We start from the raw sequence: 17,319 nt of genomic DNA on the forward strand, positions 1-17,319 counted from the left end.
CCATGGCATGTATCGGAATTGCCGGCGCCGGCCTGCTGGGCCGCCTGCTCGCCTGGCACCTGGGCCGCGAGCACGCGGTGACCGTGTTCGACCCCGCCAGCGGGCCGCAGGCGCGCAGCGACGGCCAGGGCGCGGCAGCCTTCACTGCCGCCGGCATGCTCAGCCCGCTGGCCGAGCTGGACAACAGCGGCCCGGCCATTGCCGCCCTGGGCTGGCGCTCCATGGGCCTGTGGCAGGAGATCACGCGCGCGCTGGCGCAGCCCGGCACGGCAGCGGGCGAACTGCTGCGCATGCGGGGCAGCCTGCTGGTGGCCCACGGCAGCGACCTGGGCGCAGCGCAGCGCGTGCTGGCGCGGCTGGCACAGGCGCCCAGCCTGGCCGGCGTGAGCCGCGAGCCGCAGCCGCTGGACCGCGCTGCGCTCGCTGCCCTGGAGCCGGCACTGGACGCGCGCCTGCACGCCTGGCTGCTGCCCGGCGAAGGCCAGATCCTGCCGCTGCAGGTACTGCCCGCGCTGTGCGCCGCCGCAGGGCCGGTGCGCTGGCGCTGGGGCTGCACGGTGGCCGCGGTACGCCCGGGCCGAATCGAACTGGACGACGGCAGCGCGCAGCACTTTGACCTGGCCATCGACGTGCGCGGCACGGGCGCGCGGCCCGACCTGCCGGTGCGCGGCGTGCGCGGCGAGGTGCTATGGCTGCACGCGCCCGGCGTGACCCTGCAGCGCCCGGTGCGGCTGCTGCACCCACGCCACCGCGTCTACATCGTGCCGCGCCCGTGCGGACACATCGTCATCGGCGCCAGCGAGATCGAGAGCGAAGACCGCTCGCCCGTGAGCCTGCGCAGCGCCGTCGAACTCATGGCCGCCGCGCACAGCGTGCTGCCCGAACTCGCCGAGGCGCGCATCGCCCACCTCGAGACCAATCTGCGCCCGGCCCTGCCGGACAACGAACCGCGCATAGACCACGCCACCGGCCTGCTGCGCATCAACGGCCTGTACCGCCACGGCTGGCTGCTGGCGCCCGCGCTGGTGCAGGACGCCCTCGCACAGGCCGGCCTGGCCGCCCCCGCATCGGAGATCACCCATGCCTACTGACACCCTGCCTCCCACAGCGGCGCAGTTGCGCTTGAACGGATGCATCCTGCCCTGTCCGCCGGGCCTGACACTGCAGGCGCTGCTGCAGGCAAAAGGCATCGACGCCCTGGAGGTGGCGACCGCCGTCAACGGCCAGTTCGTGCCGCGCGCGCTGCGCGCCGAACGGACCCTGCAGGCCGGCGATGCCGTGCTGACCTTCCAGGCCATCGTCGGAGGCTGAGGCCATGACCCCCACACCCTGGGCGCCCTATGGCGTCACGCTGCACAGCCGCTTCCTGCTCGGCACCGCCGGCTACCCGTCGCCGCAGGTACTGGCCGAGGGCATTGCCGCCAGCGGCGCGCAGGTGGTGACCGTGGGCCTCAAGCGCACCCTGTCCGCGGGCGGCGACAACGGCTTCATCGAGATCATCCGCACCGCCATGCGCGAGCGCGGCGCGCAACTGCTGCCCAACACGGCCGGCTGCCGCAGCGCGCGCGAAGCCATCACGCTGGCGCACATGGCGCGCGAGCTCTACGGCACGCACTGGATCAAGCTGGAGGTGGTGGGCGACGAGCACACCCTGCAGCCCGACCCCTGGGGCACGGTGGAGGCGGCCGCGCAGCTCATCCGCGACGGCTTTGCCGTCTTCCCCTATTGCACCGATGACCTGGTGACCTGCCAGCGGCTGCTGGACGCAGGCTGCCAGGTGCTCATGCCCTGGGGTGCGCCCATAGGCTCGGGCCAGGGCCTGCTCAACCCCTTTGCGCTGCGCACGCTGCGCGCGCGCCTGCCCGGCGTGCTGCTGGTGGTGGACGCGGGCATAGGCGCCCCCAGCCATGCCGCCCAGGCCATGGAGCTGGGCATGGATGCCGTGCTGCTCAACTCCGCCGTGAGCCAGGCCGTGGAGCCGGTGCGCATGGCGCGCGCCTTCGGCCTGGCGATAGAGGCCGGGCGCACGGCTTTCGAGGCCGGCGTGATGGCGCCGCAGGACATGGCGGTGGCCTCGACGCCGGTCAGCGGCCACCCCTTTCTCATCGATTGAACGCCCGGGCGGCGGCGCTGCCACGGCCCGGGCCCGCCGGCGTCAGCGCCGGCGCAGGATGTGGATGTACTGCTCGCCCACGGTCTGCTGCTCCAGGAGCTCGTTGCCCGTCTGCTTGGCGAAGGCCTGGAAGTCGCGCAGCGAGCCGCTGTCGGTCGCCACGACCTTGAGCAGCTGGCCGCTGTCCATGTCGGCCAGGGCCTTCTTGGCCTTGAGGATGGGCAAGGGGCAGTTGAGCCCGCTGGTGTCGATTTCCTTGTGTATCTGCATGGTTCTCTATCCTTGGGCGGTTATTCCAGGCCCCGGCGGCGTTCGGCGTTTTCCTCGGCGGTGAAGAACACCGGCTCGTGCCCGCGCGTGCGCAGCCAGTCGGCCAGCGCATAGCCCGTGCCGGCGGGCCAGCAGCGCAGGTCGGGCAGGTCGTACAGGCGGTAGTCCACGAGTTCGGCCGACAGTCGCACCTCGCCACGGGCCTGCACGTGGTAGGCGATGATGATCTGGTTCATGCGCAGGAACTCGTAGGCCCCCACGAGCGTGCAGGCGTGCACGTCAAGGTTGGTCTCCTCCTTCACCTCGCGCACGATGCCCTGCTCGGGCGACTCGCCCGCCTCCATGAAGCCCGTGATCAGCGCATACATCTTGCCCGGCCAGGCCGCGTTGCGCGCCAGCAGCACCTTGCCGTCCACCTCCACGATGGCGGCCAGCACCGGCGTGGGGTTGTTCCAGTGCGTCCAGCCGCAGTCGGGGCAGCGCAGGCGCTCCTTGGGGCCGCCGTCTTCCATCTGCACGATGGGCGCCAGCGGGGCAGCGCAGTGGGTGCAATAGCGGGTGTGGTACTGCATTGCTCTATTTTTGGTAGCTGTTTGCGCTTATTTTACGGGCGCTGCAGGCATTTTTGGCATATATTCCGGGCACAGGCCCTCACACCGGGAAAACGCCCGTGGACAGATAGCGGTCGCCCCGGTCGCAGACCACGAAGACGATGCAGGCCCCCTGCTCGCGCTGAGCGATCTGCTGCGCCACCCAGCAGGCGCCAGCGGCCGAGATGCCGGCGAAGATGCCCTCCTCGCGCGCCAGGCGCAGGCACATGTCCTCGGCGTCGCCCTGGCTCACGAGCACCAGTTCATCGACCGCCTTGGGGTCGTAGATCGCGGGCAGGTATTCCTCGGGCCACTTGCGGATGCCGGGGATGCGCGAGCCCTCCTGCGGCTGGGCGCCGACCACGACCACGCCGGGATTCTTCTCCTTGAGATAGCGCGAGACACCGGTGATGGTGCCCGTAGTGCCCATAGCGCTGACGAAGTGCGTGATGCGCCCGCCCGTCTGCTCCCAGATCTCGGGGCCGGTGGTCTCGTAGTGGATGCGCGGGTTGTCGGGATTGGCGAACTGGTCGAGCACCTTGCCCTCGCCGCGCTTTTGCATGGCCATGGCCAGGTCGCGCGCGTGCTCCATGCCGCCGCTGCGCGGCGTGAGCACGAGCTCGGCGCCAAAGGCCTTCATGGTCTGCGCACGCTCGATGGACAGGTCCTCGGGCATGACCAGCACCATGCGGTAGCCGCGGATGGCTGCGGCCATGGCCAGGGCGATGCCGGTGTTGCCCGAGGTGGCCTCGATCAGCGTGTCGCCGGGCCGGATCTCGCCGCGCTCCTCGGCACGGCGGATCATGGAGAGTGCGGGGCGGTCCTTGACGGAGCCGGCGGGGTTGTTGCCTTCGAGCTTGCCCAGGATGACGTTGCCGCGCTCGGCATTCTCCCGGGCGCCAATGCGCTGCAACGCGACCAGCGGCGTGCGGCCGATCGCGTCTTCAATGGTCGGGTAATTCATGCACCCTACTGTGCCATAATTTGCGACTTCGCTGATTCCCGCCCGGGTGGTGAAATTGGTAGACGCAGGGGACTCAAAATCCCCCGCCGCAAGGCGTGCCGGTTCGATTCCGGCCCCGGGCACCAGAGACAGGCCGCGCCGTCGTTTGACGCTGCGGCCTTTTTCGTGGGCTTGCGCGCCCCGGCAATCCTGCCCGCGCTGACCCCAAGGCCTGGGGCTTGACCTTGAACACGCTTCAAGGTTTCCAATGCGTGCAAGGAGTTTGAAAACACCGCCATGCACGCAAGACCCCACGACCACCCCCCAGAGCGCCGCGGCGCAGGCGCGCCCTGTGGCGCCTGCCCGCCCGCGCAGGCCAGCGCCCCCACCCCCCTGCCCGGCGCGTTCCGGCGCTTTCGCATCGCCAACATGGACTGCGCCAGCGAGGAGTCCGAGATCCGCCATGCGCTGCAAGGAGTGCACGGCATCCGTGCCCTGCGCTTCCAACTGGCGCAGCGCATCCTGGGCATCAACGCGGCCGGCGAAGACCACCTGCACGCGGCGCTGGCAGCCATCCGCCGGGCCGGGTTCCAGCCCGAGCCCCTGGCAGACAGCGCGCCCGCGGAACATGCAGCCGCCGCGCCGCAGGCCCACGCTGGCCCAGGCCACGGCGGCGCCATGCACGGCCTGGGCCGCATGGCCGCCGCCCTGGCGCTGGCCGTGGTGGCAGAGCTGATGGGGTTTTTCGCCCCCGAGACCCTGCCCTGGCGCGCCGCCGGCATGGCCGTGGCCGGGCTGGCCATTGCGCTGGCGGGCGGGGGCGTGTACCGCAAGGGGCTGGCAGCGCTGCGCGCCGGCCGCCTGAACATCAACGCCCTGATGACGGTGGCCGTGACCGGGGCGTTCGCCATAGGCCAATGGCCCGAGGCCGCCATGGTGATGGCGCTCTACGCCCTGGCCGAAGCCATTGAGGCGCGCGCCGTGCAGCGTGCGCGCCACGCCATCGAGGGTCTGCTGGCGCTCGCCCCCGAGCAGGCGCTGCAGCGCATGCCCGACGGCACCTGGCGCAGCGTGCCGGTGGCCGAGGTGGGCCTGGGCGCGCTGGTGCGCGTGCAGCCCGGCGAGCGCGTGCCGCTGGACGGCGTGGTGCGCAGCGGCCACACCAGCATCGACCAGGCGCCCGTGACGGGCGAGAGCATTCCCGTGGACAAGGGGCCGGGCGATGCGGTGTTCGCGGGCACGATCAATGCCACGGGCCGCTTCGAGCTGGAGGTGACGGCGCTGGCCGCGCAGTCCACGCTGGCGCGCATCATCCATGCGGTGGAAGAGGCGCAGGCCACGCGCGCGCCCACGCAGGGGCTGGTGGACCGGCTTGCCGCCATCTACACCCCGGCCGTGTTCGCCCTGGCGCTGGCCGTGGCGCTGCTCGGCCCGGTGCTGCTGGACTGGTCGGCCCTGCAGGCGGTCTACCGCGCGCTGGTGCTGCTGGTCATCGCCTGCCCTTGCGCGCTGGTGATCTCCACCCCCGTGACCATCGTCAGCGCTCTGGCGGCAGCGGCACGGCGCGGCATGCTGATCAAGGGCGGCGTGTTTCTGGAGCAGGCGCGCCTGCTGCGCGTCGTGGCGCTGGACAAGACGGGCACCGTGACCGAGGGCCGTCCGCGCCTGGTCGCCTGGTCGGTGGTGCCTGCAGGGCGCGATGCGGCCGCCATCGAACACATGGCGGCGGCGCTGGCCGCGCATTCCGACCACCCGGTCGCGCGCGCGATCGCCGCCGGCCTGCAGCCCAACGCCGTCGATGCCCGGCACCTCACGGCGCTGGCCGGGCGCGGCGTGCAGGCCGAGGTGGACGGCGTGGCCTATGTGCTGGGCAACCACCGCCTGATCGAGGAGCGCGGCCAGTGCAGCCCGGAGCTCGAAGCGCAGCTCCAGGCCCACGAGCAGGCCGGCCGCACGGTGACGCTGCTGGCCTCGCCCACCGAAGTGCTGGCGCTGTTTGCCGTGGCCGACACCATCAAGCCCGCCGCGCGCGCGGCCGTGGCGCAATTGCACGCGCTGGGCATCACGTCCGTGCTGCTGTCCGGCGACAACCAGGCCACGGCCAGCGCCATCGCCCGCGAGGCGGGCATCGCCACCGCCCAGGGCCATCTGCTGCCCGAGGACAAGCTCCACGCCATCACCGCGCTGCAGCGGGTGCATGGCCCCACCGCCATGGTGGGCGACGGCATCAACGACGCGCCGGCGCTGGCCCGTGCCGACATCGGCATTGCCATGGGCGCGGCGGGCACGGACACGGCCATGGAGGCGGCCGACGTGGTGATCATGAACGACGATCTGCACCGCATCGGCGAGCTGGTGCGCCTGTCGCGCGCGGCGCACGCCGTGCTGTGGCAGAACATCGTGCTGGCGCTGGGCATCAAGGCCGCCTTTCTGCTGCTGGCGGTGCTGGGCCAGGCGACCATGTGGATGGCCGTGTTCGCCGACATGGGCGCCAGCCTGCTGGTGGTGTTCAACGGGCTGCGGCTGCTGCGCCGCGCCTGAGGGTTTCATCCACACGCGCACTGGAAAAGGCTGTGGACAAGCCGTGCCCACCACGTGCAGGGCAGCGCCAAGTGCGCGCCAGCACAAGACCTTTGCTGCGCTGCCGAAAAATGAGGCAGCGCGCCCGCCTTGCCTCAGTTGTTCTGCCGCTGGATCAACTGGCGCCCCGCAGCCGTGATGGTCAGCGCGCCCGAGGCATCCTTGGCGATGTAGCCGCGCTCGTACAGGCGGCCGGACATGTGCTCCTTGAGCGCATGGGGCAGGTCGATGACCTGGCCCATCTCCAGTTGCTTGAGCGTGGCGATCTCGTCCACGGTGGGATCGAAATGCGGGGCATGGTAGTGCGTGCTCATGGTCAGGGCTCCCTTGGCACCTGCAGTGCCAGACACAAACGCCGGTGCCAGATTACCCCGGCGGCCCCGCCAGTGCAAGCGCACGCGCCCGCACCGGCCGGACGCGGGTCAGACCCGGCCCGCGGGCCCGAAGTTCACGCCCCGGCCCGGGGCGCTGCGCCCGCGGCCACCTCGCCCAGCCACTGGGCAAACGTGGCCAGCATGGGCGAGGTGCTCTGCGCCGGGCTCACGAGGTAGTACGCGCGCTCGCCGCGCAGGGGCTGGGCGCAGGCGACGACGAGCTCGCCCTGCGCCAGCTCGGCCTCGATGAGCAGCGGCGGGATCAGCGCCACCCCCAGCCCGTGCGCCGCCGCCACGGCGAGCATGGAAAAAAGCTCGTAGCGCGGCCCCTCGAGCGCGCGCGGCGCCGCCACGCCCAGGGCATCGAACCACTGGCGCCAGGCCTGGGGCCGCGTGCTCTGCTGCAGCAGCGGCAGGCTGGCGATGCGCTCGGGCGCCACCGGCTGGTGGGCGCGCCCGCGCCCGCGCGGGGCGGCCTCCTCCAGCAGGCGCGGGCTGCAGACGGGCAGCACGTCCTCGTGCAGCAGCCGCTGGGCCTGGGTGCCGGGCCAGTTGGCCACCTGCTCGCGCGTGCCGGCGTACAGCGCGGCGTCGAAAGGTGTGTCGGCAAACAGGAAGGGGCGCGTCTGCGTGTCGATGTGCACCACGATGTCGGGGTGGCGGCGCGCGAACTGCGGCAGGCGCGGGATGAGCCAGCGCGTGGCAAACGTGGGCACCGCCGCCAGGCACAGCGACCCGCCCTGGCCCTGGTGGGCCATCACGTCCAGCGTGTCGCGCTCGAGCCCCTGCAGCCAGCGTGCCACCTGGCGGCCGTAGTGCGCGCCCGCGGGCGTGAGCTCCACGCCGTGGCGCGTGCGCCGGAACAGGGCCACGCCGAGCTGCTCTTCCAGCGCAATGATCTGGCGCGAGACGGCGCTTTGCGTCAGCGCCAGCTCCTGCGCCGCGCGCGTGTAGCTCTCGTGCCGCGCGGCGGCTTCAAAGCAGGCCAGCGCCTGGGTGGAGGGGATGTGGCGTCGCATGGGCGGGCGGCTTTCTTCGCGCAGAGAGGAGCTTCAAGTATTCCATATATTTGCAAAACGCATTTCTGCATGAGAACTCATCGTTTGCACCGCTCAATGTCGGGGCCTACGATGGCAGCCGTTCGCGCATGGCATGCATTGAATGCATTCCACGCCCTCTCTTCAACGACCCACCGCACCGGAGACCGCCATGGCCCACGCCGCTTTCCAATGGAATGACCCCTTTCTGCTCGACCAGCAACTCACCGAGGACGAGCGCGCCATCCGCGACGCGGCCGCGGCCTACTGCCAGGACAAGCTGGCCCCGCGCGTGCTGGAGCAGTTCCGCCACGAGAAGACCGACACGGCCATCTTCCGCGAGATGGGCGCACTGGGCCTGCTGGGCCCCACCATCCCCGAGCAGTACGGCGGCCCGGGCCTGAACTACGTGGCCTACGGCCTGATCGCGCGCGAGATCGAGCGCGTGGACTCGGGCTACCGCTCCATGGCCAGCGTGCAGAGCTCGCTGGTGATGGTACCCATCCATGAATTCGGCACCGAGGCGCAGAAGCAGAAGTACCTGCCCAAGCTCGCCAGCGGCGAGTGGATCGGCTGCTTCGGCCTGACCGAGCCCGACCACGGCTCCGACCCCGGCAGCATGGCCACGCGCGCCTACAAGGTCGATGGCGGCTACCGGCTCAAGGGCAGCAAGATGTGGATCACCAACAGCCCCATCGCCGACGTGTTCGTCGTCTGGGCCAAGGAGGTCTCCGCCGGCGGCGCGGTCGGCCCCATCCGCGGCTTCATTCTGGACAAGGGCATGAAGGGCCTCACCGCCCCCGCCATCCACGGCAAGGTGGGCCTGCGCGCCAGCATCACGGGCGAGATCGTCATGGACGACGTGTTCGTGCCCGAGGAGAACGCCTTCCCCGACATCCAGGGCCTCAAGGGCCCCTTCACCTGCCTCAACAGCGCGCGCTACGGCATCGCCTGGGGCGCTTTGGGCGCCGCCGAGTTCTGCTGGCACACCGCGCGCCAGTACACGCTGGACCGCAAGCAGTTCGGCCGCCCGCTCGCCGCCAACCAGCTCATCCAGAAGAAGCTGGCCGACATGCAGACCGAGATCGCCATCGGCCTGCAGGCCTGCCTGCAGTTCGGCCGCATGAAGGATGCCGGCACCGCCAGCGTGGAGGGCACCTCCATCATCAAGCGCAACAGCTGCGGCAAGGCGCTGGACATCGCCCGCGTGGCGCGCGACATGATGGGCGGCAATGGCATCAGCGACGAGTTCGGCGTGGCGCGCCACCTGGTGAACCTCGAGGTGGTGAACACCTACGAGGGCACGCACGACGTGCACGCGCTCATCCTGGGCCGCGCGCAGACGGGCATTGCAGCGTTTGCCAACTGAGACGCGCTCCTGAAACAGGAGCTGTTCGCGCCGCATGTGAGTCATTTCAATATGAAAACCCATTGAAACAGCCACACAGTAAGCGCGAGCAGCTATTCAAAGCATAGCAATCCACCCTTTCGACATGACCGCATCCCCCACCCCAGGCGCCCTGGCCGGCATCCGGGTTCTCGACCTCTCGCGCGTGCTCGCCGGCCCCTGGTGCACGCAGATCCTGGCCGACCTGGGGGCCGACGTGGTCAAGGTCGAGCGCCCCGGCGCGGGCGACGACACGCGCCACTGGGGCCCGCCCTTCCTGAAGGACGCCGAGGGCCGCGACACCCCCCAGGCGAGCTATTTCACGGCCTGCAACCGCAACAAGCGCTCGGTCACCATCGACATGGCCACGCCCGAGGGGCAGCAGCTCATCCGCCAGATGGCGCAGCAGGCCGACGTGCTGGTGGAGAACTTCAAGGTCGGTGGCCTGGCGCGCTACGGGTTGGACTACGCCAGCCTGCGCGAGGTCAACCCGCGCCTGATCTACTGCTCCGTCACCGGCTTCGGCCAGGACGGGCCCTACGCCGAGCGCGCCGGCTACGACCTGATGATCCAGGCCATGACGGGCATGATGAGCATCACCGGCCGCGCCGACGGCGAGCCCGGCGGCGGCCCGCTGCGCGTGGGCGTGGCCGTGGTGGACGTCTTCACCGGCCTGTACGCCAGCAACGCCATCCTGGCCGCGCTGCACGCACGCGACAACGCGGCCACGGGCACGGGCCTGGGCCAGCACATCGACATGGCCCTGCTCGACGTGGGCATGGCCGTGCTCGCCAACCAGGCCGCCGGTTTTCTGGCCACGGGTCAGGCACCCGGCCGCCAGGGCAACACGCACCCCAGCCTGGCGCCCTACCAGGACTTTCCCACGCAGGACGGCAGCATGCTGCTGGCCATAGGCAACGATGGGCAGTTCCAGCGCTTTTGCGCCGCCGCGGGCCAGCCGCAGTGGGCCGCGGACGCGCGCTTTGCCACCAACACCCTGCGCGTGCAGCACCGCGCGGTGCTGATCCCGGCCATGGAGCAGGTCACGCGCACGCGCACCACCGCCGACTGGATCGCCCTGCTCGAAGACAAGGCCGTGCCCTGCGGCCCCATCAACACCATCGCCCAGGCCTTCGACGACCCCCAGGTGCGCGCCCGCGGCCTGCGCATGGACCTGCCGCGCCAGGCGGGCGACGGCGTGGCGCAGGTGGCCACCGTGGCCAGCCCGCTGCGCCTCTCGGCCACCCCGCCCGTGCTGCGCCACGCACCGCCCGCGCTGGGCCAGCACACGGCCGAGGTGCTGCGCGAGCTGGGGCTGGACGCCGAGCGCATCGCCCAGTTGCAGGCGCAGGGCGTGGTGTGATGAAGGCCCGCCGGGCGGGCGGCGCGGCGTTGGCCATCAACAATTTGTTGTTATATTGGAATAATAAAATAATTTACTGATGGCAAGCCACTCCCTAGAGTCGCGGCTTTTCACAGGAGCCTTGCCATGACCCACCCCGCCCCCGCCCTCCACCCCATCGACCACGTGCTGTCCGCCTTTGCCCAGGGCGACGTGCCGCGGCTGCTCGCGCTCATCGCCGACGACGTGGATTTCCGCATCGACCACTACCGCGACGCCGTCGACGTTGCCTGGCAGCAGGCGCAGGGCAAGGCCGGCGTGCTGGCGGTGCTGCAGCGCCTGGCGGCCGAGATTTTTCCGCAGGGCACGCAGATCCTGCGCACGCACAGCCAGGCGCTGGGCGGCGGCTGGGTGCTCACGCAGTTCCACCAGCGCTTTCACTACGGCGTGCTGCAGCGCGCCGTGGAGAGCCAGACCTGGATCGTGAGCCATTCGCGGGACGGCCTGCTGGACTACTTCCGCGAGACCGTGGCCACCATCACCCCCCTCGCCGCCGAGCCCGCGGGCGCGGCCTGAAAGCTCCCGCCATGCTGTTCGACCTGCGCGCCCTGGGCTACTTCGTCGCCGCCTTCGAGGAGCGGTCCGTCACGGCGGCAGCGCGCCGCTGCTTCGTGGCCCAGCCCTCGATCAGCATGGCCATCAAGGGGCTGGAGGAAGCCCTGGGCACGGTGCTGTTCGAGCGCAGCCGCAGCGGCCTGGCGCCCACGCCCGCAGGCGAGCGCCTGTACCCGCGCGCCTGCAGCCTGCTGGCCCAGTCCACGGCCATGGTGCGCGATTTCCGCGACAGCCCGCGCACCACCCTGGGCCTGTACTTGCAGGACGACGTGCTGGTGCAGACCGCGGCCCCGCTGCTCGCGCAGATCGACCAGCACCTGCCCGGCGCCGTCCTGCGGATCACGGCCTCGCTGGACGAGGCGCAACTGGGCCTGGTCGCCGAGGGCTGCCAGCGCGCCGGCGACGCCTTCGTGCCGCTGTGGCGCGAGCCCTATGTGATGCTCGTCCCCGAATCGCACCCGCTGCGCTTTCGCAAAGGCTTTGCCCTGGACGACCTGCAGGGTATGCCCTTGATCGAGCGGCCCTATTGCCCGCAACAGCAGTCGTTCGCACGGCTGCTGGCCGAGCGCGGCGTGGTGCCGGACGTGCGCGCCAGCGCGGCCCGCGAGGAGCTCCTGCTGCACATGGTGGAGCTGGGGCTGGGCCTGGCCATCGTTCCGGCCTCGCACGCGCAGCATGCGCGCCGCGCGGTGGTGCGCCCGCTGGAGGCGGGCACCGTCAGCTTCGAGCGCCATCTGGGCCTGGCCTGCGCTGCGCACGACGGCCCCACCCGCGCCATGCTGGAGCCGCTGGCCGCGGGCCTGCGGGCACGGCAGCCGCAGGCCCAGGCCGCCTGAACCCGGGCGACAGCAGGCCTGCGCCGCGCTGCGCATAATGGCCCGCATGATCGACCTCTACACCGCCGCCACGCCCAACGGGCACAAGGTCTCCATCGCGCTGGAGGAACTGGGCCTGCCCTACGAGATGCATGTGCTGGACCTCGCGCGCGGGGTGCAGAAGGAACCCTGGTTCCTGGCCCTCAACCCCAACGGACGCATTCCCGCCATCGTGGACCGTGACGCCGAGGACTTCGCGGTGTTCGAGTCCGGCGCCATCCTGCTGTACCTGGCCGAGAAGACCGGGCGCCTCCTGCCCCAGGACGCCAAGGGCCGCTCGCGCGTGGTGCAGTGGCTCATGTTCCAGATGGGCGGCATCGGCCCCATGATGGGCCAGGCCAACGTGTTCTTCCGCTACTTCCCCGAGAAGATCCAGCCCGCCATCGACCGCTACCAGGGCGAATGCAAGCGCCTGTTCCGCGTGCTCGACACCCACCTGCAGCAGCACGAATACCTGGCGGGCGACTATTCCATCGCCGACATCGCCCACTGGGCCTGGGTGCGCACGCACCGCTGGTCGGGCGTGCCGATCGACGACCTGCCCCACCTGCAGCGCTGGGTGGAGGCCATCCGTGCACGCCCTGCCGTGCAACAAGGCATCCTCATGCCGCCCTCGATGCGTGAAAACGGCCCTGACCGGGAAGAAAAGGAACGCCAGTTCGCCGAGGAAGCGCGCAAGATGGTGAAGATGGGCCAGTCGCGCCAGTCCGGCGTCTGAACACCGCAAGCACCACGGAGACCCGACCATGCAGCTCTACACCGCCCCGCGCGCCCCCAACCCGCGCCGCGTGACCATGTTCATGGCCGAGAAAGGCATCAGCGGCGTGACGCTGGTGCCCATCGACCTCAATGCGCAGGAGCACAAGGCCGCGGCCTTCCGCGCCAAAAGCCCGCTGGCCACGGTGCCGGCGCTGGAGCTCGATGACGGGCGCATGCTCACCGAGACGCGCGCCATCTGCACCTACCTCGAAGGGCTGCACCCCGAGCCCAACCTCATGGGCCAGGACTTTGAGGAGCGCGCCTTCATCGAGATGGCCGACCGGCGCGTGGAGTGGTACCTGCTGGCGCGCATCGGGCACTGCATACGCCACACCCACCCCGGTCTGGCCGTGCTGGAGCAACCGCAATTTCCGCAGTACGGCGAAAGCGAGGGCCGCAAGATGCGCGAGACCGCCCGCTGGCTGGACGCCACGCTGGCGCAGCAGCCCTTCGTGGCGGGCGCACGCCTGACCATTGCCGACATCACCGCGTTCTGCGCGCTGGAGTTCGCGCGCGGCCTCATGAAGTTCCAGCCCGGCGCCGAGGACATGCCCCACCTGCAGGCCTGGCGCGACCGCATGGCCGAACGGCCCAGCGCGCGGGCCTTCTGACCCGAGCCCCGGCAGCCACAGCGGCCGCCTGGCGCGCCGCTCTACGGGTATTGCCTGAACGAATGCCAAACCCAAGGCATGATTTCGCTTCTAGAATTTGAACCGGCGCATCCCGTGCCATCCAGAGAACCCCATGAAGTCCGTGCAAAAAGACATCGACGAGCGCACCAACCTTACCGGCTCCAATAAGTTCGAGTTGCTGCTGTTTCGCCTCGGGGCGGACGAAGCGCTGGGCCAGTCGGAGCTGTTCGGCATCAACGTGTTCAAGATCCGCGAGATCGTGGCCATGCCCGCCATCACGCCCATCGTGGGCGCCACGGCGCACTCGCTGGGGGTGGTGAACCTGCGCGGCCAGGTGATCCCGGTGCTCGACCTGCCCTCCATCGTGGGCTGCAAGCCCAAGACCGGGCTCAACATCATGCTCGTGACCGAGTTTGCGCGCACCACGCAGGCCTTTGCCGTGGAGTCGGTCGAGGACATCGTGCGCCTGGACTGGAACCAGGTCATCTCGGCCGAATCCAGCGGCGCGGGGCACAACCTCGTCACCAGCATCGCGCGCCTGGACGGCAACACCGACGGCACGCGCCTGGCCCAGGTGCTGGACGTGGAAGCCATTCTGCAAATGGTCGCGCCGGCGGACGAGAAGCACCAGGTCGATCCGCAGAAGGTGGGCGCCAAACTCCAGCTCAAGCCCGGCACCATCATCCTCGCGGCCGACGACTCCTTCGTCGCGCGCTCGCTGATCGAGCAGGAGCTCAAGGTGCTGCAAGCCCCGTTCGAGATGGTCAAGTCAGGCAAGGAGGCCTGGGACCGCCTGATCGCCCTGGCCCATGCCGCCGAGGCCGAGGGTAAGACCATCCTGGACAAGGTGAGCCTGGTGCTCACCGACCTGGAAATGCCCGAGATGGACGGCTTCACGCTCACGCGCAACATCAAGCAGGACGCGCGCCTCTCGGCCCTGCCCGTGGTCATCCACTCCTCGCTTTCGGGCTCGGCCAACGAGGACCATGTGCGCAGCGTGGGCGCCAACGGCTACGTGGCCAAGTTCGAGGCCGAGGAGCTGGCCACCACGATCCGCCAGGTCCTGCCGCGCTGACGGCTGCACCGTCCCGCCTCTGGCCTCCCCCGCGCTCCCGCTGCTGCGGGAGCACATTGCGCACGGCACTGCCATGGACTCCCTTCTCGCCCTCTTTCCCCACGGCTGGCAGCACTACCTGCTCGGCGGCCTGCTCATCGGCACGGGCGTGGCCCTGCTGTTCGTGCTCACCGGCCTCATTGGCGGCATGAGCACGGTGTTTTCGTCCACCTGGTCCTACCTGGTGCAGCGCCCTTTCTTCCAGCAGGAGCGCTTCACCGGCAGCCGCGCCTGGCGCCTGGTCTATGCCCTGGGCCTGGTGCTGGGCGCCCTGGCCTGGACGTTGTGGTTTGCCGGCGCCCCGGCAGCCCCCACCAGCCTGCCGGTCTGGCAACTGCTGCTGGGGGGCTTTCTCGTCGGCTATGGGGCGCGGCTGGGCAATGGCTGCACCTCGGGGCACGGCATCTGCGGGCTGGGCTCGCTGCAGTGGCCGTCGCTGCTGGCGGTGCTCACCTTCATGGCCACGGCGTTCGCCACGGCCAACCTCATGGCCTGGGTGCTGGCATGAGCGCGGGCCGCTTTGTCGCCGTGCTGCTGTGCGGCGCCCTGTTCGGCTTCGGCCTGGCGCTCTCGACCATGGTGCGGCCCGAGATCGTGCTGGGCTTTCTGCGCTTTCAGGACTATGGGCTGATGCTGGTGATGGGCGGTGCCGTGGCGGTCACGCTCGTCGCCTACCGCTGGGCGCCGCGCCTGCTCACGCGCCCGGTGCTGGGCGGCAGCTTTCACACCCACCCCAGCGCCTGGAACCGCGACACCGCCCTGGGTGCAGCGCTGTTCGGCGTGGGCTGGGGCCTGTGCGGGGTGTGCCCGGGGCCGGCCATCGCCAACCTGGGCACGGGCAACTGGACGCTGCTGTGGGCGCTGGGCGGCATGGCCCTGGGCGCCCTGGCACAGGGCTGGCGCCGCCAGCCGTGACGCTGTAGGGGCGCTCAGGCCAGAGTGTCCACGGCACTGCCGGGCTGGCGCGCCGTGGATGCAGCGAACAGACTGGGCCGCAAGCGCGCTTCGAGTGCCGTCAGCGCGCTGCGTGCGCCGTCCGAGCGGCGATCGGCGGCACCGGCCTCGCGGGCCAGGCCGTCGGCCCGTGCTTGTTCCTGGTCTGCGCGGCGCTGCGCCTGGTCCGCACGGCGCTCCAGCGCCTGCGCCTGACGCTGCGCCTGATCGGCGGCGCGCCGCGCGGCCTCGAGCTGCGGCGGCGTGCGCAGTGCCGAGGCGCTGACCGCCAGGGGTTGCAGCATGGCCATGCCCTCCCCTTACTCCGACAGGTAAGCGCGGCGCACCTGGGCGTTGAGCTGCGCCATGGCTTCGGTGCCCGCCTGTTCCTGCTCGCGCGCGTCTGCGGCCTGCGGTGCGCGTGCCAGGGCCTGGGCGCGCGCACTCAGAGTGACGGTGGTCGCGCTGCTGTCGGGCTCGTTGCCGGCGTCGCTGTCTTCCTCTGCGCCGCGGCGATAGGCCGCTGCGGCGGACGACGATGGCGGGGCCGCCACGCGCTGGGCCTCCTGCGGATTGCGTGCTATGGCTTCCATGGCTTGCCTCTCATGCACTGGGGGGACAGGGCGCATGGTCCCGCAATCGGCTGCAAAAGTAAAGCCTGGCCCGCGGCACGCGCAGCCGCGGCTTGCCGTTAGCTATCTTTTTTGTAGCTCTTTGCGCTTGTTTCGTCGGACCTCAAGGCCAAGAACTCACAAAAACTGCTTCAGGCGCTGCGGGTCGAGCTGGGCAATGGTCTCGCGCCCCAGGGCGGTGAGCGTGAGCGCGGCGGCGCGCGTGGCGATGTCAATGCCCAGGCCCGCCTGCGCGGGCCAGCGGGCATCCAGGCGCAGGTAGCGGTCCTGCAGGCGGTCTTCCATGGTGGCCACCACATGCTGCTGCTGCACGGCGATCATGGTGAGGATGAGCCGCCCGTCGGTGAGCCAGCCGACGGCGCCGGCGTCCGCCTCGAGGTGCTCGGCGGGGCGGTAGCCCATGGTGGCCGTGCCGATGGAGAGCATGCGCACGCGCGCCGGCTTGGTGCCCATGAAGAGCTCGGCCTCGTGCAGCGCGACCTGGTCGGGCGCAACGGCGAACAGGCCGCCGTCGGCGTACAGCGTCTTGCCGATCTGCACGCTGGGGAAGAAGGCCGGCGCCGCGCTCGTGGCCATGGCCACGTCGACGGCACTGATGTCCTCGTCGCCCAGGGAGGCGTCGGCGTGCGGCGTCTTGAACACCTTGGTGACGCTGCGCGAGACATCGACCGCGGGAATGACCACGGCGTGCAGCGCGTCGCCCAGGGTGCGCGCGCCCAGGTGGCGCATGAGCTCGCCGCGCAGGGTCTCGCCCGTGTACTTGGGGCCCAGCACCGAGCGCGTGAGGTCTATCAGCCGGGTGACGGTGCCCCCGGGCAGGCGGCGTGCGGAGAAGATGTCCTCGCCCTTCTCGACGAAGAGCTTGACGATCTGCGCCATGGGCACCTCGTAGGCCAGCGCCAGCGCCAGCAGGCCGCCCACCGAGGTGCCTGCGATCAGGTCGAAGCGCCGCCCCAGGGGCTCGCCCACGCGCTCCTCCAGGTGCGCCAGCACCACGGCGGCATACAGCCCCAGGTAGCCGCCGCCGCTCAGGGACAGGATACGGAATTCAGAGGATGGGTTCTTGCTTGGCATGGGTCACGGGAGCAATCGGCGGCAAGGGCAGGCCGGGGCGCGCGGCCCC

Annotated in this window: 21 protein-coding genes and 1 tRNA gene; 14 read left to right on the top strand and 8 right to left on the bottom strand. The window is 70.6% G+C overall.

Annotated features, from left to right (window positions below):
- The first annotated feature begins 2 nt into the window (after positions 1 to 2).
- The 3 genes from CGR01S_RS13865 to CGR01S_RS13875 are packed head-to-tail and all read left to right on the top strand — an operon-like array spanning position 3 to position 2,113.
- Complete coding sequence (locus CGR01S_RS13865; RefSeq protein ID WP_042428385.1) at positions 3 to 1,091, top strand: FAD-dependent oxidoreductase; 1,089 nt, start codon at positions 3 to 5, stop codon at positions 1,089 to 1,091.
- Positions 1,081 to 1,311: a sulfur carrier protein ThiS gene (gene thiS / locus CGR01S_RS13870; RefSeq protein WP_042428390.1), complete on the top strand. Its 231-nt coding sequence runs from the start codon at positions 1,081 to 1,083 to the stop codon at positions 1,309 to 1,311. The genes CGR01S_RS13865 and thiS overlap by 11 nt, the downstream gene beginning before the upstream one ends.
- A gap of 4 nt (positions 1,312 to 1,315) precedes the next feature.
- Positions 1,316 to 2,113, top strand: coding sequence for a thiazole synthase (locus CGR01S_RS13875; RefSeq protein ID WP_042428393.1), 798 nt, complete (start codon positions 1,316 to 1,318; stop codon positions 2,111 to 2,113).
- 42 nt (positions 2,114 to 2,155) lie between these two features.
- Here the strand turns inward: CGR01S_RS13875 and CGR01S_RS13880 are convergent, their stop codons facing one another.
- The 3 genes from CGR01S_RS13880 to cysM form a co-directional block, all read right to left on the bottom strand.
- On the bottom strand, positions 2,156 to 2,383 hold the full coding sequence (locus CGR01S_RS13880) for a sulfurtransferase TusA family protein (RefSeq protein ID WP_042428397.1): 228 nt from the start codon (positions 2,381 to 2,383) through the stop codon (positions 2,156 to 2,158).
- 20 nt (positions 2,384 to 2,403) lie between these two features.
- The gene (locus tag CGR01S_RS13885) at positions 2,404 to 2,955 is read right to left on the bottom strand and encodes an NUDIX domain-containing protein (protein WP_042428398.1); all 552 of its coding nucleotides are present in this window, start codon (positions 2,953 to 2,955) and stop codon (positions 2,404 to 2,406) included.
- A gap of 79 nt (positions 2,956 to 3,034) precedes the next feature.
- Positions 3,035 to 3,937 carry a cysteine synthase CysM gene (gene cysM, locus CGR01S_RS13890; protein WP_042428401.1) on the bottom strand — a complete coding sequence of 301 codons (903 nt, stop codon included), beginning with the start codon at positions 3,935 to 3,937 and terminating at the stop codon, positions 3,035 to 3,037.
- A 40-nt stretch (positions 3,938 to 3,977) separates the two neighbouring features.
- Here cysM and CGR01S_RS13895 point away from each other — a divergent pair.
- Together CGR01S_RS13895 and CGR01S_RS13900 are read left to right on the top strand one after the other, a co-directional pair.
- Positions 3,978 to 4,062: transfer RNA gene (locus CGR01S_RS13895), tRNA-Leu, on the top strand.
- A 151-nt stretch (positions 4,063 to 4,213) separates the two neighbouring features.
- Positions 4,214 to 6,457 (top strand): heavy metal translocating P-type ATPase, encoded by a 2,244-nt coding sequence (locus CGR01S_RS13900; RefSeq protein WP_042428404.1) that lies wholly within the window; start codon positions 4,214 to 4,216, stop codon positions 6,455 to 6,457.
- Positions 6,458 to 6,591: 134 nt separating this feature from the next.
- On the opposite strand, the gene CGR01S_RS13905 is transcribed toward CGR01S_RS13900, so the two are convergent.
- Positions 6,592 to 6,810, bottom strand: a complete 219-nt coding sequence (locus tag CGR01S_RS13905; protein WP_042428408.1) for a hypothetical protein — start codon at positions 6,808 to 6,810, stop codon at positions 6,592 to 6,594.
- A gap of 134 nt (positions 6,811 to 6,944) precedes the next feature.
- Positions 6,945 to 7,889, bottom strand: coding sequence for a LysR family transcriptional regulator (locus CGR01S_RS13910; RefSeq protein ID WP_042428411.1), 945 nt, complete (start codon positions 7,887 to 7,889; stop codon positions 6,945 to 6,947).
- 190 nt (positions 7,890 to 8,079) lie between these two features.
- Between CGR01S_RS13910 and CGR01S_RS13915 the strand changes: the two genes are divergently transcribed.
- The 9 genes from CGR01S_RS13915 (at position 8,080) to CGR01S_RS16780 (ending at position 15,546) form a co-directional block, all read left to right on the top strand.
- Positions 8,080 to 9,276: an acyl-CoA dehydrogenase gene (locus CGR01S_RS13915; RefSeq protein WP_042428414.1), complete on the top strand. Its 1,197-nt coding sequence runs from the start codon at positions 8,080 to 8,082 to the stop codon at positions 9,274 to 9,276.
- Between the two features lie 124 nt (positions 9,277 to 9,400).
- Positions 9,401 to 10,657 (top strand): CaiB/BaiF CoA transferase family protein, encoded by a 1,257-nt coding sequence (locus tag CGR01S_RS13920; protein WP_042428417.1) that lies wholly within the window; start codon positions 9,401 to 9,403, stop codon positions 10,655 to 10,657.
- Positions 10,658 to 10,783: 126 nt separating this feature from the next.
- Positions 10,784 to 11,212, top strand: a complete 429-nt coding sequence (locus tag CGR01S_RS13925) for a nuclear transport factor 2 family protein (protein ID WP_042428420.1) — start codon at positions 10,784 to 10,786, stop codon at positions 11,210 to 11,212.
- An 11-nt stretch (positions 11,213 to 11,223) separates the two neighbouring features.
- Positions 11,224 to 12,087, top strand: coding sequence for a LysR family transcriptional regulator (locus CGR01S_RS13930; RefSeq protein WP_042428422.1), 864 nt, complete (start codon positions 11,224 to 11,226; stop codon positions 12,085 to 12,087).
- Between the two features lie 46 nt (positions 12,088 to 12,133).
- The gene (locus tag CGR01S_RS13935) at positions 12,134 to 12,844 is read left to right on the top strand and encodes a glutathione S-transferase family protein (RefSeq protein WP_042428577.1); all 711 of its coding nucleotides are present in this window, start codon (positions 12,134 to 12,136) and stop codon (positions 12,842 to 12,844) included.
- Positions 12,845 to 12,872: 28 nt separating this feature from the next.
- Complete coding sequence (locus CGR01S_RS13940) at positions 12,873 to 13,496, top strand: glutathione S-transferase family protein (protein ID WP_042428425.1); 624 nt, start codon at positions 12,873 to 12,875, stop codon at positions 13,494 to 13,496.
- 133 nt (positions 13,497 to 13,629) lie between these two features.
- Positions 13,630 to 14,592: a chemotaxis protein gene (locus CGR01S_RS13945; protein WP_042428428.1), complete on the top strand. Its 963-nt coding sequence runs from the start codon at positions 13,630 to 13,632 to the stop codon at positions 14,590 to 14,592.
- Between the two features lie 73 nt (positions 14,593 to 14,665).
- Entirely contained in the window at positions 14,666 to 15,139 is a 474-nt protein-coding gene (locus CGR01S_RS16775) for a YeeE/YedE family protein (protein WP_042428430.1), read from the top strand.
- Positions 15,136 to 15,546 carry a DUF6691 family protein gene (locus CGR01S_RS16780; RefSeq protein ID WP_042428432.1) on the top strand — a complete coding sequence of 137 codons (411 nt, stop codon included), beginning with the start codon at positions 15,136 to 15,138 and terminating at the stop codon, positions 15,544 to 15,546. The genes CGR01S_RS16775 and CGR01S_RS16780 overlap by 4 nt, the downstream gene beginning before the upstream one ends.
- A 14-nt stretch (positions 15,547 to 15,560) precedes the next feature.
- Here the strand turns inward: CGR01S_RS16780 and CGR01S_RS13960 are convergent, their stop codons facing one another.
- From CGR01S_RS13960 to CGR01S_RS13970, 3 genes are all read right to left on the bottom strand, one after another.
- Complete coding sequence (locus CGR01S_RS13960) at positions 15,561 to 15,875, bottom strand: hypothetical protein (protein ID WP_042428435.1); 315 nt, start codon at positions 15,873 to 15,875, stop codon at positions 15,561 to 15,563.
- Positions 15,876 to 15,884: 9 nt separating this feature from the next.
- Positions 15,885 to 16,157, bottom strand: a complete 273-nt coding sequence (locus CGR01S_RS13965) for a hypothetical protein (RefSeq protein ID WP_042428438.1) — start codon at positions 16,155 to 16,157, stop codon at positions 15,885 to 15,887.
- Positions 16,158 to 16,313: 156 nt separating this feature from the next.
- Complete coding sequence (locus CGR01S_RS13970) at positions 16,314 to 17,270, bottom strand: CBASS cGAMP-activated phospholipase (RefSeq protein ID WP_042428441.1); 957 nt, start codon at positions 17,268 to 17,270, stop codon at positions 16,314 to 16,316.
- Positions 17,271 to 17,319: the final 49 nt, after the last annotated feature.

It is taken from the genome of Comamonas granuli NBRC 101663, from assembly GCF_000739995.1.
In the GTDB taxonomy this organism is placed as follows: domain Bacteria; phylum Pseudomonadota; class Gammaproteobacteria; order Burkholderiales; family Burkholderiaceae_C; genus Simplicispira; species Simplicispira granuli.

Excerpts from the sequence above, each read along its gene's own strand:
- CGR01S_RS13935 (WP_042428577.1), top strand. The coding sequence starts at position 12,134 with ATGATCGACCTCTACACCGCCGCCACGCCCAACGGGCACAAGGTCTCC.
- CGR01S_RS13875 (WP_042428393.1), top strand. The coding sequence starts at position 1,316 with ATGACCCCCACACCCTGGGCGCCCTATGGCGTCACGCTGCACAGCCGC.
- CGR01S_RS13940 (WP_042428425.1), top strand. The coding sequence starts at position 12,873 with ATGCAGCTCTACACCGCCCCGCGCGCCCCCAACCCGCGCCGCGTGACC.
- CGR01S_RS13880 (WP_042428397.1), bottom strand. The coding sequence starts at position 2,383 with ATGCAGATACACAAGGAAATCGACACCAGCGGGCTCAACTGCCCCTTG.
- CGR01S_RS13905 (WP_042428408.1), bottom strand. The coding sequence starts at position 6,810 with ATGAGCACGCACTACCATGCCCCGCATTTCGATCCCACCGTGGACGAG.
- CGR01S_RS13920 (WP_042428417.1), top strand. The coding sequence starts at position 9,401 with ATGACCGCATCCCCCACCCCAGGCGCCCTGGCCGGCATCCGGGTTCTC.
- CGR01S_RS13865 (WP_042428385.1), top strand. The coding sequence starts at position 3 with ATGGCATGTATCGGAATTGCCGGCGCCGGCCTGCTGGGCCGCCTGCTC.
- CGR01S_RS13915 (WP_042428414.1), top strand. The coding sequence starts at position 8,080 with ATGGCCCACGCCGCTTTCCAATGGAATGACCCCTTTCTGCTCGACCAG.
- CGR01S_RS13925 (WP_042428420.1), top strand. The coding sequence starts at position 10,784 with ATGACCCACCCCGCCCCCGCCCTCCACCCCATCGACCACGTGCTGTCC.
- CGR01S_RS13900 (WP_042428404.1), top strand. The coding sequence starts at position 4,214 with ATGCACGCAAGACCCCACGACCACCCCCCAGAGCGCCGCGGCGCAGGC.
- CGR01S_RS13945 (WP_042428428.1), top strand. The coding sequence starts at position 13,630 with ATGAAGTCCGTGCAAAAAGACATCGACGAGCGCACCAACCTTACCGGC.
- CGR01S_RS16780 (WP_042428432.1), top strand. The coding sequence starts at position 15,136 with ATGAGCGCGGGCCGCTTTGTCGCCGTGCTGCTGTGCGGCGCCCTGTTC.
- CGR01S_RS13970 (WP_042428441.1), bottom strand. The coding sequence starts at position 17,270 with ATGCCAAGCAAGAACCCATCCTCTGAATTCCGTATCCTGTCCCTGAGC.
- CGR01S_RS13930 (WP_042428422.1), top strand. The coding sequence starts at position 11,224 with ATGCTGTTCGACCTGCGCGCCCTGGGCTACTTCGTCGCCGCCTTCGAG.
- thiS (WP_042428390.1), top strand. The coding sequence starts at position 1,081 with ATGCCTACTGACACCCTGCCTCCCACAGCGGCGCAGTTGCGCTTGAAC.
- CGR01S_RS13885 (WP_042428398.1), bottom strand. The coding sequence starts at position 2,955 with ATGCAGTACCACACCCGCTATTGCACCCACTGCGCTGCCCCGCTGGCG.
- cysM (WP_042428401.1), bottom strand. The coding sequence starts at position 3,937 with ATGAATTACCCGACCATTGAAGACGCGATCGGCCGCACGCCGCTGGTC.
- CGR01S_RS13960 (WP_042428435.1), bottom strand. The coding sequence starts at position 15,875 with ATGGCCATGCTGCAACCCCTGGCGGTCAGCGCCTCGGCACTGCGCACG.
- CGR01S_RS13910 (WP_042428411.1), bottom strand. The coding sequence starts at position 7,889 with ATGCGACGCCACATCCCCTCCACCCAGGCGCTGGCCTGCTTTGAAGCC.
- CGR01S_RS13965 (WP_042428438.1), bottom strand. The coding sequence starts at position 16,157 with ATGGAAGCCATAGCACGCAATCCGCAGGAGGCCCAGCGCGTGGCGGCC.
- CGR01S_RS16775 (WP_042428430.1), top strand. The coding sequence starts at position 14,666 with ATGGACTCCCTTCTCGCCCTCTTTCCCCACGGCTGGCAGCACTACCTG.